Origin of the sequence: Dokdonia sp. Hel_I_63, from assembly GCF_007827285.1 — a bacterium.
Classification (GTDB): domain Bacteria; phylum Bacteroidota; class Bacteroidia; order Flavobacteriales; family Flavobacteriaceae; genus Dokdonia.
The window spans coordinates 2173857-2200144 of the sequence record NZ_VISD01000001.1; the positions used below are offsets into that span (position 1 = coordinate 2173857).

A 26288-nucleotide genomic window follows, 5' to 3' on the forward strand; every position below is an offset into this window, starting at 1 on the left:
CGTTAACCCATAAAAAACCTCTAAAATGATTACATTGCTAGCTAGTTAAAATTTGACATAAAATCTAATCAATTTATATATGGCTGCAGGAGAAAAGCTGATCTCGATTAATATTGAAGATGAAATGAAATCTGCTTACATCGATTATTCGATGTCGGTTATCGTGTCACGTGCACTACCAGATGTACGTGATGGTCTCAAACCAGTACACCGTCGTGTTCTTTATGGGATGCACGAGTTAGGAATACGAGCAAGCGGCGCTCATAAAAAGAGTGCGAGAATAGTAGGAGAGGTGTTAGGTAAGTATCACCCACACGGAGATACTTCTGTATATGACGCGATGGTGCGTATGGCTCAAGAATGGAGCTTACGTTACATGCTTATAGATGGTCAAGGTAACTTTGGGTCTGTAGATGGTGATAGCCCAGCAGCAATGCGTTATACAGAGGCTAGAATGCAGAAAATATCTGAGGATATGCTGGCAGATATAGACAAAGATACTGTGGATCATCAACTTAACTTTGACGATACACTTAAGGAACCTACAGTGCTACCTACAAGAGTACCAGGCTTACTTATTAATGGTGCTTCTGGGATTGCCGTTGGTATGGCGACAAATATGCCACCACATAACCTCTCTGAGGTGGTAGATGGTATTCATGCTTACATTGATAATAATGACGTTACTATAGATGAACTTATGGAGCATGTAAAGGCTCCAGATTTTCCTACTGGTGGTACGATATACGGGTATGATGGAGTACGCGAAGCTTTTAAAACAGGTCGTGGTCGTGTAGTAATGCGGGCAAAAGCTACCTTTGAAGAAGTTAAAGGTAGAGAGTGCATCATCGTAACCGAAATACCATATCAAGTCAATAAGGCGGATATGATTAAGAAAACGGCCGATATGATCAACGATAAAAAAATCGAAGGTATATCTGCTATACGTGATGAATCTGACCGTAATGGTATGCGTATTGTTTATGTTATAAAGCGTGATGCCATCCCTAATATTGTACTTAATAAACTTTACAAGTATACGGCCTTACAATCTTCTTTTAGCGTAAATAATATTGCTCTTGTAAATGGACGTCCTGAGATGTTAAATCTTAAGGATATGATTCATCATTTTGTTGAGCACCGTCATGTAGTGGTTGTAAGAAGAACAGAATACGAACTCAAAAAAGCTGAGGCACGTGCACATATACTCGAGGGACTCATCATAGCATCTGATAATATAGATGAAGTTATTGCGATCATAAGAGGTAGTGCAAATGGAGATGAAGCTAGACAGAATTTAATAGAGCGCTTCAAGCTTTCAGAAATTCAAGCGAAAGCAATTGTCGAGATGCGTTTACGCCAACTTACAGGTCTGGAGCAAGACAAACTTCGTAGTGAGTATGAAGAGATAATGAAGACTATAGAAGACTTAAAAGATATCCTTGCCAAAAAGGAGCGTCGTATGTCTATTATAAGAGAAGAGCTTCAAGAAATTAAAGATAAGTATGGTGATGAGCGCCGCTCGGTTATAGAGTACGCTGGAGGGGATGTAAGTATCACAGATCTTATTCCAGATAAAAAGGTAGTGATTACCATTTCAAATGCTGGATATATTAAGAGAACTTCACTTACAGAATATAAAACTCAAAATAGAGGAGGAGTAGGTACAAAAGCATCTACTACCCGTAATGAGGATTTCTTAGAACATTTATTTGTGGGTACAAACCACCAGTACATGTTGTTCTTTACACAAAAAGGAAAATGTTTCTGGATGCGTGTGTTCGAAATTCCAGAAGGTAGTAAAACTTCAAAAGGTCGTGCGATTCAAAATCTTATCAATATAGAGCAGGATGATGAAGTGAAAGCATTTGTATGTACGGGTGATTTAAAAGATGAGGAATACATCAATAATCACTTTATTATTATGGCTACTAAAAAAGGTCAAGTAAAGAAAACTGCATTAGAGCAATACTCTAGACCTCGTACTAATGGTATTAATGCAATTACCATTAAAGATGACGATGAATTATTATCTGTAAAACTTACCACAGGAGAAAGCCAAGTAATGCTTGCGCTCAAGTCTGGTAAGGCAATACGCTTTGAGGAAAGCAAGACAAGACCTATGGGAAGAAACGCTTCTGGCGTTCGTGGCATAACTCTTGCAAATGATCAAGACGAGGTCATAGGTATGGTTTCCGTAAACGACGTAGAAAGTAATATTCTTGTAGTATCAGAAAAAGGATATGGTAAACGCAGTAGTCTTGAAGATTATAGAATTACTAATCGTGGAGGAAAAGGTGTGAAAACTATTTCTGTAACAGAAAAAACCGGTGAACTTGTAGCTATAAAAAATGTAACAGATGCCGATGATCTTATGATTATCAATAAATCTGGTATCGCCATAAGAATGGAAGTAGCTTCTCTTAGAGTTATGGGTAGAGCAACACAAGGTGTTAGACTTATAAATCTCAAAGGCAATGATTCTATTGCAGCTGTAGCCAAAGTAAAAAGTGACGACGAAGCAATAGATGAAGAAGATCTAGAAGGGGTAGTAGGTGAAACTACTGAGAATCCTGCTGGAGAATCAACAACCCAAGAACAAAACACCTCTAATGAAGAGGAGTAGCGATAATCAAGGGTTGATAAAAAATTAGTAATTTTGAAACCCTTATATTAATTAAACCATTACAATGAAAAGTAAACTATTTTTAGCAATAGCACTTGCCGCAACATCAATGGCATTTGCACAGAAAAAAGAAGTAAAAGCTATAGAGAAGGCAATTAAGTCTGGTAGCTATACTGAAGCAAAATCGCTATTAGGAGCTGCCGAGGCTCTTACGGCAGATATGGATGAGAAAACAAAAGAGAAGTTTATGCTTCTTAAAGCTCAAGCTTATTTAGGAGTTGATAATCAAAATCCAGCCGATCTCGAAAAAGCTGCGACCGCCTTTGCAGATCTTAAAGACACAAAATACACTAGTGAAGCAGATGCTGGTCTTGCAAATGTGACAAATGCTTACATCAATGGAGCAGTAGCAGATCAGAATAAAGAAGATTATGCTAGTGCGGCAACAAAACTTGAGAAAGCATATAATTTAAGTAAGAAGGATACTGTTTACTTATACTTTGCTGCATCGAATGCAATTAATGGAAAAGATTACGACACTGCATTAGGATATTATGAACAACTTAAGGACTTAGGCTTCCAAGGAAGAGAAGTTTCTTACGTAGCAACTAATGTTGAGACAAGTGAAGTTGAGAATTTCCCAAGCAAACAAGAAAGAGACCTTCAGGTACTTGCTAAAACTCACGTGAAACCAGAAGAGCAGTTAGGAGACTCTAAAAGTGCAGAAATTGCAAAAAATATAGCTCTTATCTATATTTCTAAGGATGAAAATGAAAAAGCACTTGCTGCAATGGCAGATGCACGTAAAGAGAATCCAGATGATATCTTATTATTACGTTCTGAGGCAGACATCTACCTTAAAATGAAAAAGATGGATAAGTATCAAGAAGTAATAGCAAAAGTTCTTGAGAAAGATCCTAATAACCCAGAGTTGTTATATAACTTAGGTGTAAGTTCTGATCAACAAGGAAACAAAGAAAAGGCAAAGGAATACTATATGAAGGCTGTTGAGCTTGATCCTACATATGCTGCAGCATATAATAATATTGCTGTTCTTATCTTATCAGACGAGCGTGCTATTGTTGATGAGATGAACAGTTTAGGAACTTCAAAAGCAGACTATGATAAATATGATGCTTTAAAACTTAAGCGTCAGGGTGTTTATAAAAGTGCTGTTCCTTACTTAGAAAAAGCATTAGCAGCAAAGCCAGATTATCTAGATGTAGCAAGATCCTTATATGGAATCTATGAGCAATTAGGTGAAACATCTAAGGCAGATGCAATGAAAGCAAACATTGAAAAACTAGAAGGAGGAAACTAATCTTCTATCTTCCATAAATTAAAATAGCCACTCATTTGAGTGGCTATTTTTTTGTATGATATTTTAAATCTAAACTATATGATTTTCTTAATCACCCTTAATTTATGAGTGTGTACACCTTTATGCACATTGTAAATACCAGAATGATCTAAGCGATCTATTCTCACTTCTCCGTGAGCATGTATGATATAGTTATCTTCCATAATAATACCTACGTGCGTAATTAGTCCCTCTGCATTATCAAAAAATGCTAGATCCCCAGGTTCACTTTCCTCTATAAAACTTAATGCCTCACCTTGTGTTGCTTGTTGTGAAGCATCCCTTTTAAGGTCAAAGCCGTTAAGTCGATACACCATTTGAGTAAAACCACTACAATCTATACCAAAGGTTGTTCTTCCGCCCCATAAATATGGAGTTTTGAGATAGAGTAGTGCTGTTTCCACAAGTTGGGCTCTGGATGTTTTTCCAGTGTGACTATTGCCATCGTAAGAATCTTTAAGAAGCCCAATATTTTCAACAGAAGAACCTAATACCACCGTAAGTAGTTGATTATGTTCTGTTGTAATAAATTGTACAGGATCTGTGGTGAGTGTGGTTTGTTGCGCTTTCGCGAAAGCGTACTCATCCTCACTAATCTCAATGTATTGCTTATTATCAATCCATCCCTCATATTTATCATGAGAAAGTTTAATACGGCTCCATTGCTTGCGTTGCTCCACAACCTTAAAATGTTCACCATAGAGAACTTGATTTACAAGTTCGCTAGGATCCGAAGGTTCGGCGCGCATAGGGACTATACTAAGCTGGCAAATACCGTATCGCATAAGGTATGTCTATTCTTAATTGTGATTTTCTATTACCATAGCAGAGGCACCTCCACCGCCATTGCAAATTGCCGCGGCACCTAGTTTGGCATTATTTTGCTTCAATACGTTCATAAGCGTAATAAGGATACGTACTCCACTGCATCCTAATGGATGTCCTAAGGAAACTGCTCCTCCATGTACATTTACATTTTCATCTGTTAAGCCTAATATTTTCATATTTGCTAGACCAACTACAGAGAATGCTTCATTAAACTCAAAAAAGTCAATGTCATCTTGAGCTACACCTGCCTTTGCAAGAGCTTTTGGTAATGCTTTTGACGGAGCCGTAGTAAACCACTCTGGCTCATGTGCAGCATCTGCATAACTTTTTATAGTACAAAGTGGAGTAAGGTTAAGCTCTTTTGCTCTTTCTTCACTCATTACGATTACAGCACCTGCGCCATCGTTAATTGTAGATGCATTTGCAGCAGTTACTGTTCCGTCTTTTGAGAATGCAGGACGTAAAGCAGGAATTTTTTCCATTTTTACATTTGTAAATTCTTCATCACGAGATACGATAACATCATCTCCACGTCTTTGTGGTACGGATACTGGTACTACTTCATTGTCAAACTTTCGAGCTTCCCAAGCAGCAGCACTGCGTTTATAAGATTGGATAGCATAATTATCTTGATCTTCACGTGAGAATTTATATTCTGTTGCACATGCATCTGCACATACACCCATCGCGTTACCATCATATGCATCTACAAGACCGTCTTTTTGCATACCGTCTACCATAGTCTGTGGTCCAAATTTATGTCCATTACGTAACTGAACATAATGAGGAATAAGACTCATATTTTCCATTCCGCCAGCAACAACAATATCCGCATCTCCTAGAGCAATGGCTTGTGCAGCCATCATCACAGCTTTCATTCCTGAAGCACATACTTTATTTACAGTAGTACAAGGCACAGTATCTGGAATTCCAGCTCCTAGTGCAGCTTGTCTAGCAGGTGCTTGGCCTACACCAGCTTGTACGACGTTACCCATATATACTTCACTTACAAGTGAAGGGTCAAGGTTAATTTTATCTAAAGCGCCTTTTATAGCGATTGATCCAAGTTTACTAGCAGTAACAGAGGATAAAGCTCCCATGAAACTACCTATCGGTGTGCGTGCAGCCGCAACTATAACAACGTTCTTACTCATATATTTGTGTGTTTGAAGTACTAAATTTTTCTCTTGCGAATGTAAGGAAAATTTGAAGATTTTAGAATCTATAGCGACGCTCTAAGTGGTATATCAAGCGATAATAATTTAGTACTTTAGCTTCATACTAGACAACCCTATGAGCAGCACTGCACAAAAGTTTTATAAAAATCAAGATCTCATCTACAAGCTCTTGCTTGTCTTTATTTGTGCAGGATTTATTGTTTATTTTTTTCCGAAAAGCGGAAAATTTCAATATGAGATTCAAAAAGGTTTTCCATGGCAATATGAAAACCTGTATGCAGATGAGGATTTTGCTATTCTCAAAAGTGCCACAGAACTTGAAGAAGAGCGTAGTCAAGTAAAATCGCAATCTGCTGTGTACTTTAATTACAATCAAGATATTGTAGATAACATAATAGCGTCTTACGATGAAAATTTTGATAAGGTATTTCCTGATAGTATTGATTATCAATTTCCAAAATCAGAACTGAGAAGGTATGGTAGTAATTTGCTAAAAGGAGTTTACAAAACTGGGGTTATAAAGAACAAGCCTGTCTATGATTCTGGCCGACTCATCTTCATAAAAAAAGGTAATGAAGTATATGAAATGAGGTTAAACCAAATTTCAGTGCTTAATAATGTAACAGATGATCTTACATCTGTTATTGAGAATGGTGCTTATGCAGCATATTCTAATAAATATCTTCAGCTTTACTTTGATGGGCTAGAAGCAAATGTTTCGTTAGATGAAGTTCTTACAAAGGAGACACTTGATATAGAGCTTGGTCAGATTTCAGAAACACGCAATATAGTGCCTAAGGGAAGTATTGTGATAGCAAGAGGAGAGCTCGTAGAAGGTGATAATCTGCAAAAATTACTATCTCTAAAAGCCAAATACGAGTCGCAAAACATAAGTGATTCGCGTTATAATTGGGTGCTCTTTGGATACATCTTGTTAGTGCTGCTGGCACTCGTAATGTTGCTCCTTTTTATACGTACTTATAGACTTTCTGTATTTTTAAATAATACTAAAGTAACCTTTATATTTTTCAATGTTTTGGTTATGGTGCTTCTTACAACGATAGTTGTAAAGTGGAGCCCTCAGTACGTATATGCTGTACCTATGTGCATACTACCACTCATTATAAAAGCTTTTTTTGACGCTCGCTTGGGGCTTTTTACGCATGTAATTGCTATTCTCTTATTAGGATTTATTGTGCCAGATAGTTTTGAATATTTTTTCTTACAAGTAATCGCGGGTATCGTAACTATCTTAACAATACCAGAATTATATAAAAGAGCAAACCTCTTTATCTCCATAGGTCAGATAACACTTATATATATACTTGCATATTTTGCATTTAATATTATAAGTGAAGGTGGTATGGAGGGGCTGCAGTGGGAAGACTTCGGTATGTTTTTACTCGCTGGTCTAGCAACACTATTTGTACAGCCGCTCATCTATATTTATGAAAAGATTTTTGGTTTGGTGAGTGATGTTTCACTATTAGAATTATCAGATACTAACTCAAAGCTTCTCAAGCGCCTTGCAGATGAAGCTCCTGGTACTTTTCACCACAGTCTCAATGTGGCAAACTTATCTGAAGCAGCAGCAAATGAAATAGGTGCAAACGCCATGCTTGTTAGGGTAGGAGCACTTTATCATGATATAGGTAAAATAGAAAACCCTACAGATTTTACAGAAAACCAAGCAACAGGTATCAATAGTCATGATGATTTATCTCCAAAAGAAAGTGCACGCATTATCATAGATCACGTGATTAATGGAATTGAACTCGCACGCAAATACAATTTACCAGATCGTGTAATCGATTTTATACGTACGCATCACGGTACCAGTACTGTACAGTATTTTTATTTTAAGGAAAAGGAAATTAATGAGGACACACTAATCACAGATTTTCAATATCCAGGACCGTTACCTTTTAGTAAAGAAACTGCGATACTAATGATGGCAGATAGTGTGGAAGCTGCTTCCAAGAGTCTTAAAAATCCAACTTCAACACTTATAGATGCTTTTGTAGAAAAGATAATCAAGAAGCAAATGGATGAAGGGCAGTTTCTAAATGCAAATATTACGTTCAAAGAAATTCAGCAGATTAAGAAAGTACTTAAAAAGAAGCTTAATAACATTTATCACCTCAGGATTGAATATCCAGAGTAGGAGCTAGATTAAAAGTATATTCTAACGGAGTTATAATAGTTAGTAACGCTTTCGCGAAAGCGTAAAAAAAAACGAGATACAAATTAATGTATCTCGTTTTATATTTAGACTAAGTTTCTTATCTCAACGTAGGAAAACTAGAAGGATTAACTTCGTTCATCATACTGTATATTTTCTCAAATATATCATCTGCAGAAGGTTTAGAGAAGTAATCTCCGTCTGTTCCATAAGCAGGTCTATGAGCCTTTGCAGTCATGGTTTCTGGCTTACTATCTAGGTATTTGTAAGCATCTTGCTCATTTAATACTGCATTAAGTAGGTAAGCACTCGCTCCACCTGGCATATCTTCATCTATAACGATAAAACGATTTGTCTTTTTGATACTCTCAACAACATCGTGATTAAGGTCAAATGGTAATAAGGATTGTGCATCAATTACTTCGATGTTGATACCTACAGTTAGAAGTTCTTTTGCAACTTCCATAACGATACGCAGTGTACTTCCGTAAGAAAGGACTGTAATATCTGTTCCTTCTTTTACAGTCTCGACAACACCTATAGGAGTTTTAAATTCTCCTATGTTAGTTGGCAAGTTTTCTTTTAAACGGTAACCATTTAAGCATTCTACAACTAGTGCAGGCTCATCACTTTCTAGTAATGTATTATAAAAACCAGCAGCTTTTACCATGTTACGAGGAGTAAGAATGTACATACCTCTAAGAAGGTGTACGATGGCTCCCATTTGTGATCCACTGTGCCATATTCCTTCTAATCTGTGACCTCGAGTTCTTACGATAAGTGGTGCTTTTTGTTTACCATGAGTTCTATAACGCAAAGTTGCTAGATCATCACTCATAATCTGGATTGCATACAGAATATAATCAAGATATTGAATTTCGGCAATAGGGCGTAAGCCTCTCATCGCCATTCCTATTCCTTGACCAAGTATCGTTGCTTCACGTATTCCTACATCGGCAACTCTATGCTCTCCGTATTTCTCTTGCATTCCTTCTAGCCCTTGGTTTACATCACCAATGGCTCCAGCATCTTCTCCAAAAACAAGTGTATTAGGATATTTGCTAAAGATAGCATCAAAGTTATCTCTTAAGATAACGCGACCATCTACAAGGTTTTCTTCCCCATAAGTAGGGGCAACAGCCTCTATTGAAGTCGCACCATTACCATTTTCATTGTATAAGTGTGCGCTGTATTGTGGTTGAATTGTTGCAATATAGTTATCAATCCATGCTGCGAGTTCTTTGTGAGTATCAGATTCCTCACCTATAGTAAGACGCAAAGCTTTACGCGCTGTACTAAGTAAATCACATTTAAGTGATTCCTTATTTTCTACCAGTTTTTCAAAAAGTGGCTTTATAAAACTTCCGTTACTTGAGCTCTTTATAAGTGCTTCAAGGATTGTTGTGATTTTTTCTTTTTCACTTTTAATAGGTCTTAAAAATGCTTCCCAAGCAGCCTTCTTGCCATCTCGCACTTTCTTTTTAAGATCTTTGTCAATAGCGGTAAGTTCCTCATCTGTAGCTAGACCTTGATCAATAAGCCAGCTTCTGAACTGTACATTACAGTCATTCTCACGTTCCCATTGTAATCTATCTTGATCTTTATAGCGTTCATGAGATCCAGAAGTAGAATGTCCTTGAGGCTGTGTAAGCTCAACAACATGAACTAAAACTGGTACATGCTCTTCGCGAGCTATTTTTCCAGCACGTTCATATGCATCTACTAGTGCTGGATAATCCCATCCGTTTACTTTAATAATCTCATATCCCTTATCTTCTTCGTCTCTCTGGAAACCAGCAAGAATTTTAGAGATACTCTCTTTTGTAGTTTGGTGTCTAGCGTGAACAGAAATTCCGTATTCATCATCCCAAACACTTATTACCATAGGTACTTGAAGTACACCTGCGGCGTTTATAGTTTCAAAAAACAAACCTTCACTAGTACTCGCATTACCTATAGTTCCCCAAGCAACTTCATCACCATTATGTGAGAAATTTTCTTTCTGAGTTTCGGCAACGTTTCTGTATACCTTTGAAGCTTGCGCAAGTCCTAAAAGTCTAGGCATCTGTCCAGCAGTAGGAGATATATCTGAGCTTGAATTCTTTTGAGCTAGTAAGTTTTTCCAGTTACCGTCATTATCAAGACTGTGTGTTGCAAAGTGACCACCCATTTGCTTTCCAGCACTCATAGGGTCAAATGCTATATCTGTATGTGCATATAGTCCTGCGAAAAACTCTTCTATAGATAAGTGGTCTATCGCCATCATGAACGTTTGATCTCTGTAATAACCAGATCTAAAGTCACCATTTTTAAAAGCACGTGCCCAAGCTAACTGTGGTAGCTCTTTTCCATCACCAAAAATTCCAAATTTTGCCTTTCCTGTAAGAACTTCTCTACGTCCTAAAAGACTACATTCTCTACTAGTAACAGCGATTCGATAATCTTCAAGAACAGATTCTTTAAAGTCATCATAAGATAATGCTGCTTTGGTATTAGAAGTAATTGCCATAAGTTTAAAAGATTTGATTGTAAAAATAGCCAAAACATATCCACAATGCAATATGTAGCTGCGTTAAATACTTATAATTTTCGCATTAGAAGTGCTTTTTACGCAGTCCATTTTCAACAAAAGTCAAGATTTTTTGATTTTATTAAGAATATGACAACTTAAACGGTCCTTTTTGAGAATCTTTAGTACCACTTTCGTGAAAAAAGTCTTATCACCGTATCAAAACTTATTTGTAATTGAAACCTAATTTTCTGATCATAGTTAGGTTGGCCTATTTCCCAACCCAAATTTGAATACAGAGGAAAATATAACTCGAAGTAGTCATCAAGAAGACTTACTTGAATTCCAGAGTCATATACGAGTCTTCCATTTGCTCTTTTATTCTTAACAACTCCAACATCTCCATAAGCATAGAAATACTTCCATAGCGTTGTACTTGCGTTTGCTGTAAACATCCAGTCATTTGCAAATACAGGCGCTACATCATCCAATTGAGATTTAAAACCACCTTCCGCAATAATAATTTGTTGAGAAAATAAACCGCTATCTTCAGAGCGACCATAGTAATTGTAATCAAATAAATAATCTGTAGGCCTGTCTAGCGCAAAGCTAAAAAAATTGCCATCTGCCTGTGCATTGTTGTAGGTAAATACACCGCCAAATAAGCGCACATTTAATTGTCTATTATTAAGAAAAAGTCTTCTGTAAAATATATTACCAGACACCTTACCAAAGTTTTTTGCAAACTGCACATCTCCAGTAACGTTGAGTGTGTGTATTATTCCCGGATTTGATCTAGTGTACCTTAGGTTAAGAACATCGTAGTTAGGTGTAGGTAATGCCACAAGCGGATCTTCTTGTCTTTGTACACTCACAAATCGAGCAGATGCACTCTGTCGTTTATTTGATCTAAGGTTTGAAGTTCTAAAAGATAGATTTACAAAAGGAGTAACCCTTGTAAATAATAAATCTGGGGCATAAGAAAAACGGTTTCCAGAAATACCATACCTCAAAGCATATAGTCCTTGATTTTGGTAGTCATGTCTATAAGAAATAGACGCGCTACCTATTAGTTTTTTTGATTTTAATCCTATTTGAGGCTCTATTTTGTAATTGAGTGCTTTCGTTAGAAGCGTTTTATTATAAAGCTTTACACCTGGGATGAAGCCATCATAAATATTAAACTCTGCAACAGGCATAACAAACAACTGATTCTTTGCTGGATTTTCAAAATCCTGCAAAAATTTTAACTGGATAGGTTTGTCGATCCCTATAAACGCATTAGGTTTCTCGTAGTTGTTTCTCAGGTTATTTTCAGGTATAACATTTTTGTAGTTCAAAACAAACCTATCTGCGTCTTCCTTTAAGTAGGCAAGCGTTTCAATTTTCTTTGTTCCAGATACCCAACGCTTACTTATAAGGCTATCATTTTTAAAACTAGACACAGAAATAGGTGAGGAGCGACGCTCTTTCCTTTTTACATCTACATAAATGGAGTCTCCTTTAACTTTAGAATTTTTTAAAGCATAATCTATCCGTTTATTAGAAGTTATGTAGTCTTTAAAAAACCAATCTACATCTTCATCAGTTTGCAAGTTTACCTCCTTTTCAAACTGCGATGACGTGAGTGGTTGAGACTTATATTTTTGATAAAAGTTCTTAATAATCTCATCAAGTTTATTATCTCCTATGTAATCATTCAGGTAATTAAGTCCTACACCACTTTTGTATGAAGAGCCTATATTCTTGTTATATTTAATAAGCTTGTCGTACGGTGTATCTAGTGGCTGGTCAAGATTTAATCTAGATATATGAGTAGATAAAATATTAAACTGATCATTAAATTCTAGTTCTGAAGCATAGAACTGGCGCACTAGCCAGTATTTTTCTAAAGAACCTACAACCTTGAGGTCTGGATAATAAGTGTCCATATAATTTTGCAACATGTAGACCTTAATACCATCAATGAGCCATCTATCTGTTCTTGGGTTAACAAGAAGTGTGTTATTTACATAGTTGTTAATCGTTGTTTTAAGAAGCTTAATTTCATATTGAAAGCCATCAGGAAAAGGACTTATGAAACTAGGTAGCTGGTTAAGTCCATATACTGGCTGCTCTTTATAATCAAGATCTGTAACAAGAATTTTATCAAATGGGTATTCTCCTAGGTTATTATACAAATATCCAGCAATACGATCAGATATTAAGGCTCGTAAAGGAGAGGGTATTTTATAATCGTGTAGGTTAGAAATGATGTTTACATAATCTGTTTGGACCTCTTCGTAATTAGAACTTTTAAGTAAAAAAACTTTGGCATCAGTTCGGCTTTTGCCAGTGAGCACCGTAAGCTTATTACCTTTTGTCTGCGAACTTGAAATATCATTCTGCTCAAGATCCGTGACTAGATCATAACCTTGAGGAATGGAAAATTGTAAGCGTATGTCCGTCTGAGGAAAATAGCGATCATTTAGATTTTTATTACTATAAAATTGCCAGCCATTATTGTATACAGCAGGAGTAACAAACCAGTATCGCAAGTTATAATCACCGCTTTTAGTAATTCCATAATCTGTAAATTTTACATCTGGTAATATCACAGTATAATCAAGAGTAAAAGTAATGGAAGCTCCTGGTTGTATAGGATCATTTACTATAACTCTGATAACATCAGGGTGCTTCTTCGGCCTTGTGTATTGAAGAATTGTCCCTTGTCCAGAAATAGAAGTTATTTTAGTAAAACCACGATCACTATCAGGTGCAAGATGAAATTTCTTATCAAAAGACTCAGAAAATCTTCTTGCCAGTGGTGTAGTTTTACTAGAAAAACTATGTGCCCAGTCTGTTAAGTATACATCGTTCCACACATCACTAGACGTATTTGTAATAGTTATGGTGTGATCAAGATGTATAGACCTATCTTCAGAAATTAATTGTGCATTAATTTCCATCGTATGTTGACTCGCGGCTCCTACACTTAATAGAAGCAATGAGATAAAAGCATACAGAGATTTAAGGGAGTGTCTCAACTAGAAAAGGGATGTGTTAATTTGTAATAGAATAAGCTGTTTTATTTTGCTGTTATATATAGTTTTCACGCTTTCGCGAAAGCGCAACACCATTAGAAATTAGGACTTAATTGGTATTCATCATAGAAGTTATTAAGCACCTCGATTACCTCGTCTGAAGTGTCTACAAGGTGTATAAGATCCATATCACCAGCACTTATATTTTGGAAACTATCAAGTAATGTAGTCTTTACCCAATCCATAAGTCCTCCCCAAAATTCTGTACCTACAAGAATAATAGGAAACTTCTGAATTTTATGTGTTTGGATAAGTGTGATTGCTTCAAAAAGCTCATCAAGTGTTCCAAAACCTCCTGGCATGACAACAAATCCTTGTGAGTACTTTACAAACATCACTTTACGTACGAAGAAATAATCAAAGTCTAAACTTTTATCACTATCAATATATGGATTGTCGTGTTGCTCAAAAGGAAGTTCAATGTTAAGTCCTACAGATGTTCCACCTGCAAGATGTGCACCGCGATTACCAGCCTCCATAATACCTGGGCCTCCTCCAGTAATTACACCATAACCGTTATCTGCAATTTTTTCAGCAACTTCGGTAGCTAGTTTATAATACTTATTATCTGGTTTTGTTCTTGCACTTCCAAAAATGGATACACATGGACCTATGCGGCTCATTTTTTCAAATCCATTTACAAATTCTCCCATTATCTTAAAGATAGCCCAAGAATCATTTGTTTTTTTCTCGTTCCAGCCTTTTGGTCTATTTTCGTTACTCATAATTATGTCTTAGTATTTTTAATTAAAACTATATTGTATATGTAGTTTTATGCCATTTCCTTCTTTAGAAACTGGGCTGTATATCCTTTATTTTTTTTAATAATTTGTTCCGGAGTACCAATGGCAACTACCTCGCCACCACCTTTTCCACCTTCATATCCTATATCTATGATGTGATCTGCCGTTTTTACAACATCTAGATTATGCTCGATAATGAGGATGGTATTTCCTTTGTCTACAAGACGGTTGAGCACATCCATTAATACTCTAATATCCTCAAAATGAAGTCCTGTGGTAGGCTCATCTAGTATGTAAAAGGTATTCCCAGTATCTCTCTTACTAAGTTCTGATGCTAGTTTAATACGCTGCGCCTCACCACCAGATAAGGTTGTGCTCTGTTGTCCTAGCGTAATATAGCCTAATCCTACATCTTTTATCGTTTTAAGTTTGCGATATATTTTAGGAATAGGTTCAAAAAAGTCTGCTGCCTCGGTCATAGTCATCTCAAGAACATCAGAAATTGATTTTCCTTTATAACGTATTTCTAGCGTTTCTCTATTAAAACGCTTCCCTTGACATGTCTCACACTCAACATATACATCTGGTAAGAAGTTCATCTCAATCACTCTTAAACCACCACCTTTACACGTCTCGCAGCGACCACCTTTGACATTAAAGCTAAAACGTCCAGGTTTATATCCTCTTATAAGTGCCTCAGGAGTCTTTGCAAAAAGGCTTCTAATTTCGTCAAAGGCTTTAGTGTAGGTTGCAGGATTAGACCTAGGTGTACGCCCTATAGGTGTTTGATTTATATCTATTACTTTGTCACATTCGTCAAGTCCTTTGATGCTCTTGTAAGGCATAGGTACTTTTACACCATTAAAATAATGAGCATTCATGATAGGGTAGAGCGTTTCATTAATCAGAGTAGACTTACCACTACCAGAAACTCCTGTAACCGCAATCATTTTACCTAATGGGATCTTAATAGAAACATTTTTTAGATTGTTTCCTGTAGCTCCTTTAAGCTCTATAAATTTACCATTTCCTTTTCGACGTTGTTTTGGGATGGTAATTTCTTTTTCACCATTCAAGTATTGTGCTGTAAGTGTATGGTGCTTTATTAAATCTTCTGGAGTTCCTTCACTTATTATTTCTCCTCCAAAACGTCCTGCTCTTGGTCCTATATCAATTACGTGATCTGCACGCTCAATCATATCTTTATCATGCTCTACAACGATGACAGAGTTGCCTATATCACGCAAAGAAATAAGCGAATTTATAAGCTTTTCATTATCACGTTGATGTAGTCCAATACTAGGTTCATCTAGTATGTATAATACGCCTACAAGTTGCGATCCTATCTGTGTAGCGAGCCTGATACGTTGTGCCTCTCCTCCAGATAAAGACTTTGAGCTTCTGTTTAGATTAAGATATGTAAGTCCTACATCTACAAGGAATTGTATTCTTGAATTAATTTCTTTAATTATCTCAGATGCAATCTGTAATTGCTTGCTAGAGAGTCGTTTTTCTACTGTCTTAAACCATTCTTGTAGCTCAAGAATATCCATAGAAGCAAGGTCTGCAATACTAAGATCATCAACCTTAAAGTAGAGTGATTCTTTGCGCAATCTTGACCCCTCACATACGGGACAAGCTACCTTATCCATATATCCTTTTGCCCAGCGTACAAGTGATGTAGACTCGCTATCATTAAAGGTATTTTCTATAAAATTTGCTACACCTTCAAAATCAATTTTATAATCTCTAGTAACTCCTAATTGCTTTGAAGAAACAGAAAACTTTTCATTTCCGCCATAGAATATAAAATCCATAGCTTCTTCAGAAATCTTTTCAATAGGGTCTGTTAGTTTAAAGTCAAACCTCTCTGCAATAAGTTGTAGTTGTTTAAAGATCCAGTTGTTCTTCTTAGGTCCATGAGGATCTAGTCCGCCAGCGTTAATAGATAGTTTTGGGTCTGGGACTATCTTTTTAGGATTTACTTTATATAGCTCACCTATGCCATTACAGTTAGGGCAAGCGCCTTTAGGTGAGTTAAAGGAGAAGTTATTTGGTTCTGGGTTAGGATATGAGATTCCTGTAGAAGGACACATCAAGTTTCGGCTAAAATAACGTACTTCCTTCGTGTCTTGATCAAGTACCATTAACACATCATCACCATGATACATCGCGGTATTTATGCTTTCGCGAAGGCGTTTATCATCGTCATCACCTTTTTTTACGAGCATGCGATCTACTACAATCTCAATATCGTGTACTTTGTAACGGTCTACTTTTAATCCTTTTACAATATCCTTAACCTCACCATCTACACGAACCTTAACAAAACCCTGTTTTGCAATTTGTTCAAATAACTCTCTATAATGGCCCTTACGTGAGCGTATAGTAGGAGCGAGGATGTTAATCCTTTTACCTTCAAAACTCTCTGTAATGAGCTTCTGTATTTGTTCATCATTGTAACTTACCATCTTTTCGCCAGTATTGTAAGAGTAGGCATCTGCCGCTCTTGCATAAAGGAGACGTAAAAAATCGTAAATTTCTGTAATGGTTCCCACCGTAGATCGCGGACTTTTACTAGTGGTTTTTTGCTCGATAGCAATAACCGGAGAAAGTCCTAGAATTTGATCTACATCTGGACGTTCTAATCCTCCTAGAAACTGTCGTGCATATGCAGAAAACGTTTCAATGTAACGACGTTGTCCTTCTGCATAGATAGTATCAAAGGCTAGCGAACTCTTTCCACTTCCAGATAACCCTGTAATTACAACGAGTTTTTCTCTCGGTATCATTACGTCTATATTCTTTAGATTGTGGGCGCGAGCACCGTAAACTTCAATACGTTCTTCGTGATCTATCATACATTTTTACAAAGCAACAAATTTACCGCTTTGCGCCCTAAATAGAAAGCGAGTAACACTATAAGAGATTGTTAATGTTAACGGTATTGATAGTTGTTGTTGTTACGCTTTCGCGAAAGCGTAAATAACCCAAAAATCATTCTCAAACTTCTAGTCATATTAGAATATATACGGCAATATTCTCCACGTACGCGCCTTATAAACTGTATAGCTCTGACCAAATTTTTCTTTGAGGAAAGCCTCTTCCTTATATATCTTGAGAATAAGGACTACAATTAATAATACATAGTAAATCCAGGGAAATAAATGGTCTCCTCTAATAACCACAGGTAGAAATACTAATAGGATACCTGTGTACATAGGATTTCTTAAAATGTTGAAGATTCCCTTAGTTACAAGAACCTCGGATTTAGCCTCTGGCTGAATATTGAAATTTCCTATCTTAATATTGTAAATACCCCAAAGAGCTATAAATATGCCTAGTAATTGGACACTTAGAGAAGTAAGATCCCAATGTACCATCTGTCCGTTCCATATGATGAGGAAAATTAAGCTAGACTGGGATATTACAAGTGCTAGTGAGTATAGAGACATAAACGGATATAGTTTTTTGATAGAAACTGCTCTAATCAAAAAAGGTTGCGCAATGCGCAACCTTTTTTAATGTTATAAATCGTAAATGTCATTATAGAGATGAATATAGTTCTCTCTTATAATCTTACGTTTAAGCTTCATAGTAGGAGTGAGGTGTCCACCTTCTACTGTCCAAGCGTCATGCGTAAGACGGAAAGCTTTAATTTTCTCCCATTTAGCAAATGTTTCATTAGCTTCGTTTACTTCCTGCTGGTAACGGTCTTGAACACGCTCTGATGCGAGAAGTTCATCTAAATTAGAATAGCTTATGTTTTTCATTTTTGCCCATTCTTCTAAGAATTCAAAATTAGGCTGTATTAAGGCAGCAGGCATTTTTTGTCCTTCTCCTATAACCATGATTTGTTCTATAAAACGTGATTGCTTAAATCTATTTTCTAGAAGTTGAGGAGCAACATATTTTCCTCCAGATGTTTTAAACATCTCTTTCTTGCGATCTGTTATCTTTAAGAAACCATCTTCATCTATGTGACCTATATCACCAGTATGGAAATAGTCATTCTTTAGTACTTCGTCTGTTTTTTCTTTGTCCTTATAGTAACCTATCATTACGTTAGGTCCTTTTACAAGAATCTCACCATCGTTTGCGATTTTAACTTCAACACCTGGCAGTAGCTTACCTACAGTTCCTATTCTGAAGCCGCCATCACGCATATCATTTACAGAACATACAGGAGAGGTCTCAGTAAGGCCGTAACCTTCCATAATACCCATCTCAGCAGCGTTAAATATTCTTGCAAGTCGTGGTTGTAATGCGGCACTTCCAGAAGCGATAAGATCAAGGTTTCCACCTAGACCTTCTTTCCACTTTGAGAATATAAGTTTACGAGCAAGTGCAAGTTGTTTTTCATACCACCAGCCATTCTGACCATATGGTTCGTATTTAAGACCTAAATCTACAGCCCAGAAGAATAATTTCTTTTTGACTCCAGTAAGTGCAGCACCTTTTGCAATAATCTTGTCATATACTTTCTCAAGCAAACGTGGTACTGCGGTCATAACTTGAGGCTTTACCTCTTTTAAGTTATCACTTATAGTCTCTAGCGACTCTGCAAAGAAAATAGAAACCCCTTTATATTGATATAAATACATCAACATGCGTTCATAAATGTGGCAAACAGGTAAAAAGCTCAAGGCTCTCATACCTGTGTCAGCAAGAGGCAGGCGGTGCGCACTGGCCAAAGCGTTGCTCACAATGTTCTCATGTGATAGCATTACCCCTTTAGGGCGTCCAGTAGTTCCAGATGTATATATTAGCGTTGCGAGATCCTTAGTGGTTACAGCAGCTTTAAGTGTCTCTACTTCTGATTGATTAGAAGTGTCTGCTCCTAATTCTAGAACCTCAGACCAGTTTTTACAATTATCAATGTCTTCAAAAGAGTACACTTCAATAAGAGAAGGCACTTTATCTTTTATAGACATTACCTTATCACGTACTTCGTTACACGACACAAATACATACTTAGACTCAGAGTGATTAAGTACATAAGCGTAGTCCTCCTCAGATATAGTAGGATAAATAGGTACGTTTTGAGCTCCTAATTGTAAGATCCCTATATCGCAAATATTCCACTCTGTGCGATTAGTCATAGAGATGACAGCAATTTTATCATTAGGTTTAACACCTAATCGCAAGAGTCCTCGACTAATTGCGTTTGCTTGATCAATATATTCCTGAGTAGACGTAGCAACCCAAACACCATCTTTCTTAGTGTTGAGTGCGTCTGAGAGATTAAATTTTTCCAGTTGATAATAAGGAAAATCAAAAAGTCTGGTAATTTCCATAGATTGCTTTTAAATAGTGTTACAAAATAGGAAAATTTGCACGGTTTTTATTGAGATATTCATAAAATGAGAGAGGATTTCTCATAAAAGTGAGATATCCCTTTGATTTTCTTTAAGATGCACTTTAACTTAATTTTTAACAATTTTTAAAATAGTACTGTTTTTTGAAGTTTTAAGCTTTAAAAAGTACATTCCTTGAGGTAAATAAGCGTAGTCTACGCTTGCGTTTCCGGTTTGTTGGACTGCTGGAGTTACATTTTGACCTAGGATATTGTAAACACTAGTCTCATACGAGCTTAGTGATGTACGTATATTAAGTTGATTTGAAACTGGGTTTGGAAACACTTCAAAAGCATTATTAAATTGTTCATTATCTACAGTTAATTGTTCTCCTGAGAGTATAGAAAAAGATAAATCGTCAAAGTAAAAACCATCTCTCGTTACGGCACCATCTGTAACTAAACGGAATCTTGCCCTAATTGTTTCTCCTATATAATCACTTAAATTAATTTCTTCGAGTATCCAATCATTCTGGATACTGTCGTATAAAGGCTCACCTTGAGGCTGAATATTTGTTCCGATAGTGGTAAAATTACCACATTGTGGTTCCCAGGTGATACCATCGTCTTTAGAAATCTCAAATTGCACATAATCCCATGTATCTTCAATGTTCCATCTTGCATGGTAGCTCACTGTTGCTGTAATAGCATCTGTGAGGTCTAAAGATTGTGTTAGTTCAATGATATTACTAGCATTGTTACTATAATTACCAGAAGGCGAATCTGTTATCGAAGAGGAAGGGGAAACAAAGCTTACATTTGTGGTTCCCCAACTTGTAGATCCAAAATCTGTGAGCGAATTTCCATTTACATAAAATATCTCTGTTGTGCTACCGTATATTTTACTAACGCGAACCTCCTTTTCAAAAAAGCCATTGTCTATAATTAAATCAAATTCAATAGCATCACCCACTTCTACGCTTGTAGATAGGGAATAGGTTATACTTCCAGATTGTGTCGCTAAGGGTGCTAAACTCGATAATGTAATTGGCGCTCCTTGATCAATAATATTAGAAGATACGGGAGAAAAGGTAATAGTAAAATCTCCTAAATTTTCTACAGCCAGTCTCTCTAAATCAAAAGAAGTTGATAAAGCAGCTGACTCACCAGTAAAAGTAGGTGAGGTCTCGGTTAGTTTGCCATAATTACCAGCTATTTGAGCGGCCGTAAGATTGAGAAACATCATGTTTTGCGAAGTGCTAATAATCGAGCTTGCAGGCGGCCAAAATGATGTTCCTATCTCTGGGGTGAAAGCAAAAATTTTATCATGAGTTCCCACTGTTCCGTACATAAAATCATCACTGTCTCCAGCAAATGGGAAATCATTAAATGCATTGTAGCCATTTATAGAGGTAAGAGCATCGCCTATCCCTTGAAATAAATCATCGTCTGGAGTGTCCACATCTGCATAGCCAAAAGGATAATAAACTAACTCGCCAAAAGAATGATTATTAAGAGCAATCACAAAATCATGCTGCTCTACAAACCACTTCACTGCTTGAGTCTCTACTTCAGAGAAAGGGCCTGTACCGTGATATGTTTCATTATTTGTATTTGACGAAGATCCAGGACCGCCCCAGCTACCATCATTAGGATTACCATTAATATGATAGTCATAGTTGCGATTATTATCAACACCATGTCCATTTTTTCTATTCTTACGCCATAGGCCACCACCATCAGGATCTGTTAGCTCATTATATAAGTAACCATCAGGGTTTATTACAGGTATAAAATAAAGCTCCGTATTATTTACAATAGCTTGTACCTCTTCATCAGTATCATAATTTTCAAGCAAGTACCACATATAATATACCAGTTGCATAAGTGACATAGGTTCCCTAGCGTGATGTATAGACGTATATAATACTTCTGGCTCAGTTTCATCGTTTTCAGGATTGTCGCTTATTTTTAACCAGTAAATAGGATTTCCTCCTATGGACGGCGTGACACCATCATCTGGAAGTCCTTCCGTAAGGAAGTTACTTATCGAAGCTCTCGTAGTTATTAAGTCTGGATATTGCTCAGCCATGTCATCAAGTTCATCGAGTAGTTCTTGATACGTCAAGTAGCCACCCATAGATCCAAGATTAAAATTTGCAGGAGTTTCATATGTCAGAGCATCGCTGGAGCTACAAGCTACGTTGCGAGTGGCAGTGCTGGATCGTGTTGATTGTTCTTTATAGGCTTTTTGAATATCTTCTTCAATGGTTTCGTATTGAAAACCTGCATTTCTAATTTTCTCTAGCTCTTGCAATGAAAAGTCAGATATGATAAAAGTTCCCTCTTTATGTATACCATGGTCTGCAGCAACACCAGTTAGGTTTAATTGTGCAAGCGTTTGAGTTTGGTTTAAAAATACTTTTATACGTTTATATTGAGGGGTTTCTTGTTGCGCTTTCGCGAAAGCGTAACAGAAAAATATACAAACAATAATTGGTAGTTTTTTAAAGCGCATAAAAGTGTCTTACTTGGTTGAATATGTGCAACTAAAGATAAAACAAGCTGCAATCAAATTGTCCTACCTAGTCGGTAATATATAAATAGTATTACATATTATATACTCGTTGAAATATTATGTAACTTAATTACAAGGTTTTATAAAAAATGCCTCACTTAGTGATAAGTGAGGCATTCTGTAATTAGAAGTATATAATATTATGAGTTTTTCTCTACCCAATTTCTTGCGTTTACAAACGCTTCAACCCAAGGACTCACCTCATCACTATTTCCAGCAGGGTAGTGCGCCCAGTTCCATGGGAATGTAGATCGCTCAATATGCGGCATTGTTGCAAGGTGACGACCTGTAGTATCACAAATCATCGCTGTATTAAAGTCAGACCCGTTAGGGTTTGCAGGGTATCCTTCATAACCATAGGTCGCTACAATATCATATGCATTTGCTCCCATAGGTAAATCAAATCTACCTTCACCATGAGAAATCCATACACCTAAGGTTGTTCCAGCAAGCGTAGAAAGCATCACACTGTTGTTTTCTTCAATCTTCACAGAAGTAAAGTTACTCTCGTGCTTGCGGCTTTTATTGTGTTTTAATTTAGCTAACCTTTCGTGATCTGGGTTTATAAGATCAAGTTCTAAGAATAATTGGGCACCATTACAAATTCCAACAGAGAGTGTGTCTTCACGTGCAAAAAAGTTCTTAATCGCTTTATTTGCCTTCTCATTATATTTTATGGCACCAGCCCATCCTTTGGCAGATCCTAATACATCACTATTAGAAAACCCTCCTACAGCTCCAAGAAACTGAATATCTTCTAGCGTTTCACGTCCAGATATTAAATCTGTCATGTGTACATCCTTTACGTCAAAACCAGCGAGGTACATCGCATTTGCCATCTCGCGCTCAGAGTTACTTCCTTTTTCACGTAAGATTGCCGCTTTAGGTCTAGCTTTGCTAGTATCTAATACTGGCTTTTTTCCTGTAAAGTTTCCAGGAAAAGTATATTGTAGTGGTTGTACTTTATAATTGTCAAAACGATCCTTTGCAAGACCATTTGCCGTTTGCTTATTATCTAGTAAATAAGAAGTCTTAAACCAAGTATCACGAAGTGATGCAATGTTAAGACCTAATTCTACGCCACTATTTTTGATTGTTAGCTCTGCAGTGGTTGTTACCGTTCCTATTTTTGAGAATGTAACACCATTATCAGTAAGTATTTTTTCAACAGATGCATCTGCTTGGAAAACTAATCCTGCATTTTCAGAAAAAAGCACCTTGATAAGGTCTTGTTCTCCAAGTGGAGTCAAATCTAAGTTTGCACCTAAGTTTACATCTGCAAAGCAAAGTTCAAGTAGGGTAGTGATAAGTCCGCCACTCGCAACATCGTGACCAGCTTGAATTTTGTCGTCTTTTATGAGTTGTTGAATGGCGTTAAACGCTTTCGCGAAAGCGGTATCACTCACAACACTTGGCGCTTCGTTACCTATAGCATGACATACTTGTGCAAAACTAGATCCTCCTAGTTTATGGGTATCTCCAGACATGTTGATATAATAAATAGCACCACCGTCTTTTTGAAGAACTGGCTCTACTACTTTATTAATATCATTACAATTTCCAGCTGCCGAAATAACGACCGTTCCAGGAGCAATTACATCTCCATCTGGATATTTTTGTTTCATTGAGAGGCTATCTTTCCCTGTAGGGACGTTGATCCCAAGGTTAATTGCCATTGCAGATATTGCCTCTACAGCCTTATACAAACGTGCATCTTCTCCTTCATTCTTACAAGGCCACATCCAGTTTGCCGAAAGGCTTACAGACTGTAATCCATCTTTAAGAGGTGCCCATACAATGTTTGTAAGAGCCTCCGCAATACTGTTTTTACTTCCCGCTACAGGATCAATAAGTCCAGAAACTGGTGAGTGTCCTATAGAAGTAGCAATTCCTTCTGTACTCTTATAATCAAGTGCCATTACACCCACATTGTTAAGTGGTATTTGTAAGGGTCCTACACATTGTTGTTTTGCAACACGACCACCTACGCAGCGGTCTACTTTGTTAGTAAGCCAGTCTTTACAAGCCACAGCTTCTAGTTGCAATACCTGTTCTAGATAATCGTGGAAGTGCTCCAGTTGATACTCTGGGTTTTTATAATTGCGAACAACTGTTTTGTCTGTCATTATAGTTTTTGGAGAACTCCCGAACATATCATCTAGATGCAAGTCCATAGGACTTAAGCCTGTTGTTTTACTTTTAAAAGTAAAACGGTGATCATTTGTAACATCGCCTACTTGATACATAGGTGAGCGCTCACGATCTGCAATGCGCTGTAGCATATCGATATCTTTTTCACCTATTACGAGACCCATACGTTCTTGCGACTCGTTTCCTATAATTTCTTTTGCGGATAGGGTAGGGTCACCTACGGGTAATTTATCAAGATCGATACGACCTCCAGTATCTTCTACAAGTTCAGAAAGACAGTTAAGATGTCCTCCAGCACCGTGATCGTGTATAGATACGATTGGGTTTACATCACTTTCTACCATTCCTCGTACTGCATTTGCAGCACGTTTTTGCATTTCTGGGTTAGAACGTTGTACCGCATTAAGTTCTATTCCAGAGTCAAAAGCTCCAGTATCTGCACTTGAAACAGCAGCACCACCCATTCCTATTCTATAATTTTCACCTCCTAAGATTACAATTTTGTCACCATCTTGCGGAGTGTCTTTAAGCGCTTGCTCACGCTTTCCGTAACCAATACCACCAGCTTGCATAATTACCTTGTCATACCCAAGACGCTGACCGTCTTCTTGATGCTCAAAAGTAAGAACTGAACCTACGATTAAAGGCTGCCCAAATTTGTTTCCAAAATCTGATGCTCCATTTGAAGCTTTAATAAGGAGGTCTATCGGGTTTTGATAAAGCCATTTACGAGCATCCATTCCATGCTCCCAAGGACGTTCTTCTTCAAGTCTAGAATACGGAGTCATATACACAGCTGTTCCAGCAAGAGGAAGTGATCCTTTACCTCCAGCAAGTCTATCACGTATTTCTCCCCCAGAACCTGTAGCAGCTCCGTTAAAAGGCTCTACGGTAGTTGGGAAGTTGTGTGTTTCTGCTTTTAAAGAAATAACAGAGTCAAAATCTTTCTCTGTATAGAAATCTGGCTTATCTGCAGTGTCTGGAGCAAATTGTGTTACTCTAGGTCCTTCTATAAAAGCAACATTATCTTTATATGCAGAAACTATTGTTCCTGGAGTTACTTTTGAAGTTTCCTTTATTAACTTAAATAGGGAAGAAGGCATCTCTTCTCCATCAATCACAAAGGTTCCATTAAAAATCTTGTGACGACAGTGCTCAGAGTTCACTTGGCTAAAACCAAAAACTTCAGAGTCTGTAAGTGGTCTGCCTATTTTGGCAGCAACACCATCAAGGTAAGCAACCTCTTCATCGCTTAACGACAAACCTTCTTGCTCATTATATGCAGCAATATCCTCTATAGATAATATAGGTTCTGGAGTAACGTTAACCGTAAAAATCTCTTGATTTAAAGCTGCGTATTCTTGAGAGATCATAGGATCATAATCAAGAGTACTTTCTGTAACTACGCCTGTAGCATCTTCTATAGATGGAAAAGGAGTCGTGTTAACTTGTTGTGATGAAGAGTTCGCTTTCGCGAAAGCGTGAAACTCCTCTATTCTTATAATATTTGAAATTCCCATATTCTGGGTAATCTCTACAGCATTAGTGCTCCAAGGCGTAATCATAGCTGCTCTTGGACCAATAAAAAAAGCGTCAATATGAGACGCTTCAATTTTTTGAGAGTTGCCAAAAAGCCATACGAGCTTAGCGGTATCGTCTTGTGAAAATGCTTGTGTGCTTTGTACTGCGTAAACAGTGCCTTGAGGGTTTCCAAAGAAGTGGATCATCCGATTGGTTTTGTTGCGTTGTTTAAG

At 37.1% G+C, this 26288-nt stretch carries 13 protein-coding genes; 3 read left to right on the forward strand and 10 right to left on the reverse strand.

What is annotated here, in order from left to right; translation table 11 throughout:
* Positions 1–79 precede the first annotated feature (79 nt).
* Both gyrA and JM84_RS09525 read left to right on the forward strand, forming a co-directional pair.
* Positions 80–2626, forward strand: a complete 2547-nt coding sequence (gyrA, locus tag JM84_RS09520) for a DNA gyrase subunit A (RefSeq protein WP_013752225.1) — start codon at positions 80–82, stop codon at positions 2624–2626.
* A 64-nt stretch (positions 2627–2690) separates the two neighbouring features.
* On the forward strand, positions 2691–3947 hold the full coding sequence (locus tag JM84_RS09525; RefSeq protein ID WP_013752224.1) for a tetratricopeptide repeat protein: 1257 nt from the start codon (positions 2691–2693) through the stop codon (positions 3945–3947).
* A gap of 74 nt (positions 3948–4021) precedes the next feature.
* Here JM84_RS09525 and JM84_RS09530 read toward each other — a convergent pair whose 3' ends face one another.
* Together JM84_RS09530 and JM84_RS09535 are read right to left on the reverse strand one after the other, a co-directional pair.
* On the reverse strand, positions 4022–4771 hold the full coding sequence (locus JM84_RS09530) for a C40 family peptidase (protein ID WP_013752223.1): 750 nt from the start codon (positions 4769–4771) through the stop codon (positions 4022–4024).
* 15 nt (positions 4772–4786) lie between these two features.
* Positions 4787–5968, reverse strand: coding sequence for an acetyl-CoA C-acyltransferase (locus JM84_RS09535; protein WP_013752222.1), 1182 nt, complete (start codon positions 5966–5968; stop codon positions 4787–4789).
* Between the two features lie 139 nt (positions 5969–6107).
* Here JM84_RS09535 and JM84_RS09540 point away from each other — a divergent pair, with 139 nt between their 5' ends.
* Entirely contained in the window at positions 6108–8156 is a 2049-nt protein-coding gene (locus tag JM84_RS09540) for an HD family phosphohydrolase (RefSeq protein WP_013752221.1), read from the forward strand.
* Positions 8157–8274: 118 nt separating this feature from the next.
* On the opposite strand, the gene JM84_RS09545 is transcribed toward JM84_RS09540, so the two are convergent.
* The 8 genes from JM84_RS09545 to purL all read right to left on the reverse strand — a co-directional run bounded on the left by JM84_RS09545 (position 8275) and on the right by purL (position 26261).
* Positions 8275–10683, reverse strand: a complete 2409-nt coding sequence (locus JM84_RS09545) for a thiamine pyrophosphate-dependent enzyme (protein WP_144783971.1) — start codon at positions 10681–10683, stop codon at positions 8275–8277.
* 182 nt (positions 10684–10865) lie between these two features.
* Positions 10866–13631, reverse strand: a complete 2766-nt coding sequence (locus tag JM84_RS09550; RefSeq protein ID WP_261375719.1) for a metalloprotease — start codon at positions 13629–13631, stop codon at positions 10866–10868.
* Positions 13632–13801: 170 nt separating this feature from the next.
* Positions 13802–14491 carry a TIGR00730 family Rossman fold protein gene (locus tag JM84_RS09555; RefSeq protein WP_035337030.1) on the reverse strand — a complete coding sequence of 230 codons (690 nt, stop codon included), beginning with the start codon at positions 14489–14491 and terminating at the stop codon, positions 13802–13804.
* A gap of 47 nt (positions 14492–14538) precedes the next feature.
* On the reverse strand, positions 14539–17370 hold the full coding sequence (gene uvrA / locus JM84_RS09560; RefSeq protein WP_144783975.1) for an excinuclease ABC subunit UvrA: 2832 nt from the start codon (positions 17368–17370) through the stop codon (positions 14539–14541).
* Positions 17371–17529: 159 nt separating this feature from the next.
* Entirely contained in the window at positions 17530–17964 is a 435-nt protein-coding gene (locus JM84_RS09565; protein WP_144783977.1) for a methyltransferase family protein, read from the reverse strand.
* Positions 17965–18036: 72 nt separating this feature from the next.
* Positions 18037–19806: an AMP-dependent synthetase/ligase gene (locus JM84_RS09570; protein WP_144783979.1), complete on the reverse strand. Its 1770-nt coding sequence runs from the start codon at positions 19804–19806 to the stop codon at positions 18037–18039.
* A gap of 129 nt (positions 19807–19935) precedes the next feature.
* Positions 19936–22323, reverse strand: a complete 2388-nt coding sequence (locus JM84_RS09575) for a M14 family zinc carboxypeptidase (RefSeq protein ID WP_144783981.1) — start codon at positions 22321–22323, stop codon at positions 19936–19938.
* 200 nt (positions 22324–22523) lie between these two features.
* Positions 22524–26261, reverse strand: coding sequence for a phosphoribosylformylglycinamidine synthase (purL, locus tag JM84_RS09580; protein WP_144783983.1), 3738 nt, complete (start codon positions 26259–26261; stop codon positions 22524–22526).
* Positions 26262–26288: the final 27 nt, after the last annotated feature.